Here is a 10,737-nt window from a genome sequence, read left to right on the forward strand (position 1 = left end):
ATGTACCTCCGCGATGGCTTCCCGGGCCAGCGGCTGCACGTACTGCCTCGGCTTCTGGTCAAACAGGCACTGCAGCGCAAGCCGACCTCGCGCATGCTCGTCACCGACGCCGGTTACTTCCCGCATGCGGCAATGCATCGTCGATCCCGGGTGGCGGGGGCGCCGGAGGCGATTGTGATCATGTGCGCAGAGGGTGGCGGCTGGTGTGAGCTTGCCGGGGTCCGGCACGACGTGGGCCCGAACGAGGTACTGATCATTCCCTCGGGAGTGCCCCACAGCTACTACGCCGCTGCGGCCGAGCCCTGGTCAATCTGGTGGTTGCACATCACCGGTGGTGATGTCCCCGACCTGCTTGCCGCCGTCGGCCTCACCGTCGCGGCTCCGACCGCCCCGATCGCGGACCCGTTCCGCGCTTTCGCGCTCGCGGAGGGCATCTGCGACGACTTGGCGCGCGACGAGACGGCCGCGAGTCTTACGGCCGCAGCCGGCGCAGCGTGGAACCTGCTCGCCCAGCTGGCTGCCGAACGCGACGGACGATGGGTGGCCCGAGAGCCTATCGCCCGCGTACGGGACCACCTCCGCGCGCATCTTGCGGCGCCCGTCAACCTGCCCGCGCTCGCCGCCCTGGCCGGGTACAGCACCTCGCACTTCTCGGCCCGGTTCCGGACCCTGACCGGCTTCTCCGTGACAGAGTACGTGAAGCGGCTGCGGATGGCCCGGGCGCGTCAGCTGCTCATCATGAGCGACTACAGCGTGGCCGAGATCGCCGCTGCCGTGGGCTATCCCGATCCCTTCTACTTTTCTCGTCACTTCACCGCCGTCAACGGCATGAACCCGCGCGAGTTCCGGCGTCGTTACAAGGAGGAAAACCCTCCTCGTCCGCCGGCGTAAGTTGCAGCACCGGCTACAGCTATCGATGAGCGTTCCCCTATGGGGCAAGATCGCTGATGACCCGGACGCTCGGTAGGCGATTCTCGTCGACCGTCGCCCACTGCTTCGCGGCCAGGTCACGTCGTAGCGCTCCGCCGCTCGGGTGGCGAACGTGTCGATGGCTAACGGCGCGCAGCTGATCCAGTACACCTGCGGCACCGGCGCCAACCAGCGCTTTTCGATCATCAACATCGGCGGCGGATATGTCCAACTGGTCGCCCGGCACAGCGGCAAGTGCCTCGATGTCAGCGGCTGGTCCGCCGCCGACGGTGCGAGGTGCAGCAGTACACCTGCCATGCCGGAACCAACCAGCAGTACCAGCTGCAGGACGCAGGCAGCGGCTATGTGCGGATGGTCGCCCGGCACAGCGGTACCGTCGCGGCATAGTGTGGATTCTTCTGGAAGCCGGGCGCGGCGTGCGGTCACCGCTCCCGGCTTGTCTCTATGAGGGGTGTCACTGGCGTTCGAAGGTTTAGACCGTGCTGCTATCGGTGGACCCGGTGTTCCACTTCAGTTCGCCGCCCGGCATGGCGTACATGTAGGCCCTGCCGGGATGGTTGATGAGGCGGTGGCGTCGACGTGGAAGGTCGGCGTGGCGGCCGAGAGGAGGCATGTGACTCCCAGCCGTGTATATCGCTGGATGTCCGGTCCGGCTGCGGGTCGAACTCACGTTGTCATTGGTGAAAATAAGATCAGGGACGATCGATGGTAGGGCGGTGTGAGGCTCTCGCGCGACGTCCCGGAGAATCTGTCAACAATTGTCAACACATCTTCTCTGGCCAGCGTGCGGTGGACGCAGAGCGCGATGCGCGCCACCAGTTTAGACAAGTGTCGAAAAGATGAGCGTCCGTGCCGGTTCCCCGTTGACGGAAACGATCTGTATCACTATCCTCCCGGCAAGGGAAAACGCTTTCCAGGGCACTCCGGCTGGCGCCACCCGGGCAGCGCCTGTCAACCGAATCGATGCCGGAGTTGGTGGCGCGCCCGGATAACGTCGCCGGGGTGCCGTCTTCTCCGCCGCTCTACCACTCCGCCAACCATCTTGGAGAAGGCATGCGGTTAAAGTCTGCCATCGCGGGCGCAAGCCTGCTCATCGGCCGGCGCAAGCCTACAGGGAGTCTGATGAGACATTTGAAGTCCTTCATCGCGTGCGTCACTCTATTGACCGGGGCGGCAATGGCGCTGCCTGGGCCTGCCGCCCATGCCGCGCCGGTGCGGTACGAGGCGGAGAGCTCACCGGCCGTGTGCACCGGCACGATCGACTCGGATCACGCCGGTTACTCGGGGAGTGGGTTCTGTAACGGCAACAACGCTGTCGGCGCCTATGTGCAGTTCACTGTCAACGCGTCGGTGGCGGGGACGGCGACGCTGGCCGTGCGTTTCGCGAATGGGACCACCGCGTCGCGCCCGGCCGATCTGATCGTCAACGGCACGAGGGTGCAGCCGGCAGTCGCGTTCGAGGGGACGGGAGCGTGGAACGCGTGGTCGAACAAGACGTTCAGCGTGTCCGTAAGCGCGGGTGGCAACACGATCCGGCTGAGCCCGACCACTTCGAGCGGCCTGGCCAACATCGACTACCTTGACTTTGAGGTGGGTACGGCGGCGGCGCCGGCCGTCACGTGGCTGGGTGACACCCAGCTCGACCCGTCCGCGGTCTACTTCGTCTCGTATGACGGGCTGGTCAACAACGCGTCGTTCCAGCAGGACGGGATCGTCACCTACGCCGGATACCAGTACGCGGCCTGGTACACGTCCACACGCTATACCATGGTCGCCCGCCGCCAGCTCCCGAGCGGCGCCTGGCAGACGGTCCAGCTGCCCCATCGGCTGTCCACCAACGACTCACACAACGTCATCTCGCTCGGGATCTCGCGCACCGACGGGCGGCTGCACCTCGGGATGGACACCCACAACAACGCCATCTACTACGTGAAGTCAGAGGCGGGTCTGGTCTCCAACCCGGGGAGCGTGTCGTGGTCGGCCAGCCGGTTCGGGGCTGTGCAGCGCAGTCTCGACGGCGTGTCCCTGGGCAACATCACCTATCCGCGGTTTGTCGCCACGCCGGAAGGGCGGTTGCAGCTGAGCTATCGCACCGGTGGCTCGGGCAACGGCACCATGGAGCTGGCCGAGTACAACGGCAGCACTTGGACCCGGCTGGGGCGCTGGTCATCGGCCAGTGGCAGCTACACCCTCAACGGCGACACCAGCACCACGCGCAACATGTACCTGCACGGCATTTCCTACGGTCCCGGTGGCCGGTTGCACGCTGCGTTCACCTGGCGTGAAGGCAACTCGGCGGTGATGTGCAACCGGGGCGGACTGGCCAATCACGACACGGGTTACGTCTACAGCGACGACCGTGGGCGGACGTGGCGCAACAACGCCGGGCAGGTGCTGGCGACGACCGGATCGGGCACACTGGTGTCGGTGAGCTCCCCGGGCCACGTCGTTGACCCGCTCAGCGTCGACCATGCACTGATCAATCAGGAGAGCCAGGCGATCGACTCGGCGGGCAACCCGCACGTCATCATCAGCTACGTGCCCGGCCGGTACACCCAATGCGTGTCCGACTTCGTGCAGCAGCGCATCTCCTCCGGCCATGCCTTCCACGTCTGGCGCGATTCGGCGGGAAGCTGGCGTAAGATGGAGATCCCGGTCGCGCTCAACGCCTTTGGCCGCTCGCAACTCGTCCTGGACGGCGCGAACAACGCCTATGTGGTGATGCCCTACGGCCGTATCGTCACGGCGAGCGCCGCCAGCGGCTGGACAGATTGGACAGTCCGGTTCGACGGGTCTGGGCTCAACGCGTTCGGCGAAGTCGTCGTCGACCGCGGTCGGATCGCCAGTGGTGTCCTTTCCATCCTTTATCAGCGCCGCTCCAGCGGCACGACACCCTCCCCGATCCGCGTCGTCGACTTCCGTCTCGGCTGAACGTCCGGCGCAAACGAACTACGAGACTCGGTAACGCGACTGGAGCTCGGCGAGGATGCGGATGACGTGTGTCTTCACCGTCGTCCGCTTCGCCGAGCTGCAGCCGCGGAGCTCCCTTTTGGGCAGCCTGCGAATCAGCCGGGTCAACACCTCTCACACGCGCTCCGCTTTTGCTCGAACGCATCGGCATCATGGACCAGACCGGATATCGGGCATTGTGCCGCTGAACCGTCCTCGCGCTGACACATAACGCCGTATTTCGACAGTTGACTGAAAACTATTGTGAGCGCTCACAGTATCCTCGGTCATGTGGACTCGGGGATCGCGGCGAGGATGGGGATCAGCAGGCGCTGCAACGGCTACGCCTCGGCGACAAAAGATGCGTGTGTTCGCGTCGCCGTTACGGGATCAGGGGTTTAACGCTAACAGTTGACAGTTATTGAAACCGCGGGGCACTCTATCTGTTACATGCGGCTCGGCAACAACGACCGCTTAGCGTGCTGACCCGACCGACTTCCCTGGCTCCGGGCGCTTGGGATGCCGACCTAGTTTGCGGGATGAACCCGCCAGATCGGGCGCCGGGTAACGAGTCATGGAAGGTATTGGTTCATGCGAAGGCAAACTTTCGTGTCCTCGCCCGGCAGAGCGTGTGGGGCTCGTAAAGTCGGTTCGGCTACGCTGCCTGCGGAATACTCGTTGATCAGCCCGCCGAGGATCGGTCGCCGGTGGATCCGAGCGGCGTTGAGGTCAACGGCGTGCGGCGCAGGTTTCGGTGGCCGCTGATCCAGCGATTGGTGTGGTCGATGGCCGTTGTAGTGGTGGGTGTACCAAGCGAGCACGGTCGCGAGGTGGCGCTCGCCGACGATGAGGATTCGGTCGGTGCACTCCCGGCGTACGGTGCCCACCCACCTCTCGGCGAAGGCGTTTGCGCGGGGTGCCTGCGGCGGGGTCTTGATCACCTCGATGCCGTCCGCGGTGAACACCGCGTCGAAGACCGCCGTGAACTTCGTATCTCGATCGTGGAGCAGGAACCGCAGCTCAGCCGCGCGCTGGTCGAGCTCCATCAGTAGATTCCGTGCGCTGGGCCACCCAGGCACCAGTTGGATGGGCGGTCACCCCGGCGATGTGGACTTGGCGGGTGGCGATCTCGACGAAGAACAGCACGTAGATCCGCTTGAGCGTCACGGTGTCGACGGTGAAGAAGTCACATGCCAGGATCGTGTGGGCCTGGGCGGTCAGGAACTGCTTCCAGGTGGGTCCGGATCGCCGGGGTGCCGGGTTGACCCCGGCGTTGTGCAGGATCTTCCACACCGTGCTGGCCGCGACCCGGTAGCCCAGGCCGGTCAGTTCACCCTGGATCCGGCGGTGCCCCCAGGTCGGGTTCTCCGCCGCGAGTCGCAGAACTAGGTCACGGACCTGCTTGTCGACCGGCGGCCGGCCCGGCCGGGCATGCGGGTACGTCCACCGCCGGGTGACGAGTTCACGGTGCCACCGCAGCAGCGTGGCCGGGGTGACGAAGAAGGCCGACCAGCGCGGGCGGGGCAGCAGCCGCGACAGCGCCGCCAGCACCACCCGGTCGGCCGGTTGCAGATCGGAGCGGGTCACCTGTCGGCGCAGGACCGCCACCTGATGGCGGAGCACGAGGATCTCCAGTTCCTTCGCCCCACCGTCGGAGGCGATCTGGGACAACATCTGCAGGATCAGGCGAAGCAGCAGGTACAGCAACGACGCGCTCATGCCGACGAACATGCCGGCTGCGCCGGGCTCGAGCTCGCACAGAACCGCACTTCACGGCGGAACCGAATATTCGAGCCGAACAGGCCAGGACCAGCATCCATCGGGCACGCCTGCCCGCGCAGGATCACTGTGCCGACGGAGGCGATGAGCGCCGGGCATGGTCATGCCGCGTGCCGCCATCCGGTCACGCTACGCGCTGAATCAACACGTGGCGGGCCAGCGCTCATCGCGTTAGCGCCCAGCGGGCGGGCCGCCCAGGGCGCTCCGGCTGGCTGCGCTGCCGCTCAGTCAAGCCAGCAGATCACCGCGTCGCCATCCTTGGCGGCTGCCGCGAAGAAGCTTCGGACGCCTGGCAGATAGTGTGCCATCCACGCCAGCTCGCCGGGTCTTTCCCAGGTTCCGGGGTAGATCTCGGCCCGGTTCAACTCCTGCGGGTCGACGCCGCAGGTGAGGTCGTCTTCGGTGAGCGCAGCCAGTCGCGAGGCCGCAGCTGCTACCTGGACCGGTGTCAAATAGGAGGGCGGCCCGTAGCCCCAGTCGTCTTCGAGGTGCTCTAGGAAGTCGAACATCTCCTCGCTGTCAGGTTCGACGTCCGGCAGCTCCACAAACTCCTCCGCTCCCAGGACCAGCGGAATCTCGAAGCCAAGCCGGTCGAGGAGGAAATCGAGTCCGTTCCATGCCTTGTCGGTGGTGGTCCAGCGTTCGGAGTTGTCGTCCCGCTCCGTGATGGCAAGTCGGTGGGCCCAGGCGAGGTCGGTCCTGGCTTGCTCCAGTTCGTCCGGGGAAACGCGCAACCAGTTGCCGTTCATGCTCACGGCGCCAGCCTAAGTGCGGGCTACGACGGTTCTCCCAGCAGCGGGCGAAGGGCGCCGGCAACCCGGCGGCGCACGGATCTGCCGCCGAGCGTGCGCGCCGGACTGCGTGGAGCGGTCACGCGGCGTGACAACGACGCGAGCCGCTCTCTGTGCAAACTCGTGCCGATGAGGCGCGTGCTCAGTCATGGTCAGGCCCGGTGCTCGGCAAGAAGCCTGCTGAACATCGCGAGGTAGCTGTCATGAGCCAAGGACAGTTCTCCGAGTGTGTCTTCCGTGAACCACGCGATGGCATCGTGTTCGTCTGGCGCAACATTGACCGGAGACCCCGTCCACGCTTCGATCAGCCAGATCTGCATGTCGAACGTGTCGGCACGAACCTCTTGCAGGGGCGGACCCGACGGCGTCGCGATGTCGATGCCCAACTCCTCTCGAAGCTCTCTAGCAAGTGCCGCACCAGGCAGTTCCCCGGGCTCCACGTGGCCACCGGGCAGATCCCAGACGTCGGGATACCAACGGCGCCGGGGAGATCGGTGACATAGCAGTACCCGGTTGCCGTCCCGCAGCAACGCCGTAACGATGCGAGCCTTGGGAGAGTCTTCCGCGGAGATCGACACAGGCGCATTCTGCCACCCCTCGTGAGCTGGCATTGTGCCGTTCCGAACGGCGGCCGGCATACTGATCTGCCGCGAACAAGGCGCGGGTAGTGTGCCGGCGGTGGCGCTGACCCGGCCCAGCGTCTTCAGCACTGGGACGATGACTACTCTTCGCGCTGCTGTCACACACGCTGGTCGTCGTTTACGGGTCCCGCACCCATCGCCGTCGTGCAGGAGTTGGCTAGCGGCGATAAGGCGTTGGCGAACGTGCCGGGGGCACCTGATCTTTGTCTCTGATCAGCGCTGAGCCAGGGTGGGCACGGCGACTACAGCCCTCGCGGCCGGTCCGCGGGTGCTGTCCGGCCTACAAGAAGCGCTCAGGGTCGAAGCTTTCGAGGTCGATGATGCGAACCCGAGGAAGGACGTTGGTGAAGCAGCCTGCGTCCTCCTCGATGTCGAATACCTGCAGGCCCGGCAGGTCGGCGAAGCCGGCGTTGAGGAACTCCGTGAACCCGACGATCGCGACCTGATGATCACCTCGCAGGAGCTCGCCGACCTGCGGCAGGAAGTCGCCGTCGTGGCTGGCGAGCATCACATTGCCCGCGCGCCGGGCGATAGCCTCCAACGTCCGCTGGATGCCGATGTTTACCACCTTCTGATCCGACGAGCCAGCGAGCGGGATGGGCCGGTATTCCATGCTCAGGAGGGCCCGGACGAAGGGCATCGGCAGACCGCCACCCGAGGCGTTGAGGAAGAACAGTCCCTTTACCGGCCGCCGCCACGTGTCCCGCGCGAACTCCCGCAGACGCTCCCACCGGGGTCGCTCCGCAGGGGCCGGCCGGCGTTCCAGAACACTGTTGCCGAGAGTGGCATCGATGTTCTCCCCGTCCACGATGAGGTACGTGACGGGTTCCGGTGTACCGGGCATAGGTGTACCTCTCGAGTCGAGCAGCAAGCGCGGAGCCCGAGGGTTTGACGTGCCGGAGGAAGCCGTGCTCATGGTCAATGGTATTGCCTGCTAGCCCCGGACTTCGCGGGTCGCCGTTTCAGGTCTTGCTGAGCGCTTCAGTTGCCCAGTGAGCTTTGATTTGGCCAACTGAGCACCAATGTGCGGACGGTCGGTCACGACACTCGGTCACAGGTCCGGCAAGAGGAGCCAGACTTCGGAGAAGGCAAGGCCGTGCTTGTGGGTCACCGCCCCGCACGGGCAGCCCAGCGAGATCAGGCGCCAGTCGCAGGTCACCGTCCACGGGCCGGCCTTACCCCCGCATGCCGGGCAGCCGATGGTCTCGGCCGTCCACACCTCGAAAGCGGGTCTGCCGTAACGACGGAAGCGGCCCGCGTACTGGACCCGCCAGGGCTCGACCGGGGGCGTGAGCGGGACGGTCCCGGGTGGGCTCGCCGAGGCCAGCACAGCGAACAGTGCGATCAGATCGGGGAGCAGGGCCTCACCCGCCTCCGTCGGTGGCACAGCCGGGCCGTCCGCCGTGCCCACCGGGGTCCCGTATCTCGGGGCCGCCGTTGCGCGCGGTGGGTTCGGGGTGGTGTGCCACGGCAGGAAGGCGCGGGCGACGGCGGCCAGGAGGGCGGCTGCGGGCGGGCTGACTGCGCCTGCGTCGAGGTGGTGGAGGGTGGTCCGCAAGATGCGTTGGAGGCGCCGCTCCCGGTCCGTGGCCAGCGTCCGTGTGGCCGCTGCCCGCCGGGCCGGGAGCGGGGCCGTGAGGCGGGCCAGGACGCGCGCTGCTGCTTCGGAGTCCGCTGCGGCAGGGCGCCACTCCCCGGCGGCCAGGAGCTGCCGTGCCCGCCCGGCCTCACGGGTCAGGGCGCGCGTCTGCAACGGCCGCGGGCCGGAGGCTGCCCCGTGAGTCTGGTGCCCGCTCGTCATGGCCCCCTCTCCCCTTCCCTCGTTCGTTGCTGCGACGTATCCCCGCCCTCTGCGAGCGTTGGTGGACATCCCATCACACAGGCGGATTGGGTCCGGAGACGCTGAGGTTCGCGTCAGGCTGCGTGGCCCTCTGTAGTGGCCGGACTGGCCAGCTAAGACTTAGTCACAGGTCTGGGGCCAGCGGGTTTGTCCGATGTCGGTGTCGAGTAGGTCGAGGAGGTGGAGTTGGACGCCGCGGGTGATCTGGACGGTGGGCGGGTCGGTGACGTTGCCGATCCGTAGGGTGAGTTCGCCGAGGTGGTAGAAGATCATGCGGCCGGTGGGGCGGACGCGGCGGTTGTCGGGGTAGAGGCCGCTCATGGTCTGCTCGGGGCCGAGTGCCCGTCTGACCTGCCGTTCGATGAGGCAGAAGACGAGCAGGGCCAGGCAGATGACCTGGATGAGGGCGGCGACGCGCCGGTTGTGCTGCACGAAGACCGGCGCGACCGCGAGGGGCCCTTTGAAGTCGTGGTAGCGGCGCTCGACCGTGCCCTGGCCCTTGTAGTGGATCAGGGCCTCGGCCGGGCCTGCCTGGTCGGCGGGGACGGACGTCAGCAGTGCGTACCAGCCGTCGACGGCGGCTTCGGCGTTCAGCACGTCCTGGTCGAAGTGCCAGGTCAGGACCGGGGTGCCGTCGTCGTTGTCGGTGACGGTCCAGCGCAGACACGAGGTGACACGGCGCTTGGCGGCGATGACACCGATCCGGGCGACGATCTTCTCCCGGGTCTTGTAGTGGCGCCCGCCGGCCGCGGTGGTGAGCTTGTCCAGGTCCTCGGTGGCCTTGGCCAGGCGTTTGTCCCGGGCGGCCTGCTGGCCGGTGGCGTTCGCGGTGGAGTGGACCAGGATCCGTCGCACGGTGAGCGGAGGATCGCTCTTGCGGGGCCCGGTCAGGGTGTGGGTGTCCTCCAGCACATGGTAGGTCTCGCGCCGCTCGGTGGGCTTGTCCGCGTCCCGGTCCGGCGTCCAGTCCACGACGGTGGCCTGCGCGGGATCGAGAGCGGCGTAGACCTCGTCCTTGACCTGCGCGGCCGGGGGCCGGGGCGATGAACCGGACCCCGGCCGCCAGCAGGGCACGGACGTTGGAGTAGGAGACCAGCTTGGAGTCGGCGACCATCAGGAAGTCGCGCTCGCCGGCCATGGCCCGCAGGTCCTTCATCGCGCCGACGACCTGGCTGACCTCGGCCGCACCACCGCCGAAGACCCGGGCGTGGAGCGGGATGCCGCCGTCGGCCGACACCGCGAGTCCGGCCTGGACCTGCTTCAGGTCGAAGCGCCGGTCCTTGGGATGCCCGTAGCCGACGACGGGGAAGTCCTCGTCCTGACCCTGGGCCCGGAAGGCCCCGTGCACGGACATGCTGGTCATGTCCCAGTGCATCCGTGCCACATCGATCCCGAACTCACCGATCGCCCGTGCCCCGACCGTGCCCGCGATGTGCTCCAGATGCGGAGCGATCGCATCCAGTGCCCGGGCCAGACGGTCATCGTTGAGCAGACCGGCCTCGATCCCGAAGACCTCTTCCACCGCCCAGCACCTGGCCCAGTCCTCCACCCGCACCAGCGGCGCGGGCGAGGTCAGCCGGTTGGCCACCAGCGCCTCGATCACCTGCCCGTGCGTCACCAGCGCACTCGCGCCACCAGGACACACCTCGTCGACGATCCCGGCGACATCCAGCCGACGCAGAAACTCGGCAGCGACAGGCAGAGCGCCCAGACGCTTCTCCACCACGGACGTCACCGCCACTTCAAAGCGCTGACGCTGAGACCGTGACCGCGGGGACCGGGAAGTCATCGACACACCCCACCCAAC

At 66.9% G+C, this 10,737-nt stretch carries 10 protein-coding genes and 2 pseudogenes; 4 read left to right on the forward strand and 8 right to left on the reverse strand.

Features of this window, described 5'->3' with window-relative positions; translation table 11 throughout:
* From C1I99_RS08375 to C1I99_RS08385, 4 genes and pseudogenes are all read left to right on the forward strand, one after another.
* Complete coding sequence (locus C1I99_RS08375; protein ID WP_111133634.1) at positions 1-891, forward strand: AraC family transcriptional regulator; 891 nt, start codon at positions 1-3, stop codon at positions 889-891.
* Between the two features lie 157 nt (positions 892-1,048).
* Positions 1,049-1,150 (forward strand): annotated as a pseudogene (locus C1I99_RS33880) (hypothetical protein); the annotation flags it as partial.
* A gap of 56 nt (positions 1,151-1,206) precedes the next feature.
* Complete coding sequence (locus C1I99_RS33885; RefSeq protein ID WP_233512405.1) at positions 1,207-1,317, forward strand: RICIN domain-containing protein; 111 nt, start codon at positions 1,207-1,209, stop codon at positions 1,315-1,317.
* 576 nt (positions 1,318-1,893) lie between these two features.
* Positions 1,894-3,861: a BNR-4 repeat-containing protein gene (locus tag C1I99_RS08385; RefSeq protein ID WP_199562049.1), complete on the forward strand. Its 1,968-nt coding sequence runs from the start codon at positions 1,894-1,896 to the stop codon at positions 3,859-3,861.
* 590 nt (positions 3,862-4,451) lie between these two features.
* On the opposite strand, the gene C1I99_RS33890 is transcribed toward C1I99_RS08385, so the two are convergent.
* The 8 genes and pseudogenes from C1I99_RS33890 to C1I99_RS34995 form a co-directional block, all read right to left on the reverse strand.
* Positions 4,452-4,925 (reverse strand): integrase core domain-containing protein, encoded by a 474-nt coding sequence (locus tag C1I99_RS33890; RefSeq protein WP_233512406.1) that lies wholly within the window; start codon positions 4,923-4,925, stop codon positions 4,452-4,454.
* Positions 4,900-5,598 carry a helix-turn-helix domain-containing protein gene (locus C1I99_RS08390; protein ID WP_233512407.1) on the reverse strand — a complete coding sequence of 233 codons (699 nt, stop codon included), beginning with the start codon at positions 5,596-5,598 and terminating at the stop codon, positions 4,900-4,902. The genes C1I99_RS33890 and C1I99_RS08390 overlap by 26 nt, the downstream gene beginning before the upstream one ends.
* Before the next feature lie 284 nt (positions 5,599-5,882).
* The gene (locus tag C1I99_RS08395; RefSeq protein ID WP_111133641.1) at positions 5,883-6,407 is read right to left on the reverse strand and encodes a DUF1877 family protein; all 525 of its coding nucleotides are present in this window, start codon (positions 6,405-6,407) and stop codon (positions 5,883-5,885) included.
* Between the two features lie 194 nt (positions 6,408-6,601).
* Entirely contained in the window at positions 6,602-7,087 is a 486-nt protein-coding gene (locus C1I99_RS08400; protein ID WP_325049198.1) for an NUDIX domain-containing protein, read from the reverse strand.
* 283 nt (positions 7,088-7,370) lie between these two features.
* The gene (locus C1I99_RS08405) at positions 7,371-7,898 is read right to left on the reverse strand and encodes a nuclease (protein WP_233512408.1); all 528 of its coding nucleotides are present in this window, start codon (positions 7,896-7,898) and stop codon (positions 7,371-7,373) included.
* Positions 7,899-8,141: 243 nt separating this feature from the next.
* On the reverse strand, positions 8,142-8,501 hold the full coding sequence (locus C1I99_RS33250; protein WP_199562050.1) for a hypothetical protein: 360 nt from the start codon (positions 8,499-8,501) through the stop codon (positions 8,142-8,144).
* Between the two features lie 549 nt (positions 8,502-9,050).
* Complete coding sequence (locus C1I99_RS33255; RefSeq protein ID WP_199562051.1) at positions 9,051-9,902, reverse strand: IS1634 family transposase; 852 nt, start codon at positions 9,900-9,902, stop codon at positions 9,051-9,053.
* A 115-nt stretch (positions 9,903-10,017) separates the two neighbouring features.
* Positions 10,018-10,719: pseudogene (locus C1I99_RS34995) on the reverse strand (IS1634 family transposase); the annotation flags it as partial.
* Positions 10,720-10,737: the final 18 nt, after the last annotated feature.

Source organism: Micromonospora deserti, from assembly GCF_003236335.1.
In the GTDB taxonomy this organism is placed as follows: Bacteria; Actinomycetota; Actinomycetes; order Mycobacteriales; family Micromonosporaceae; genus Micromonospora; species Micromonospora deserti.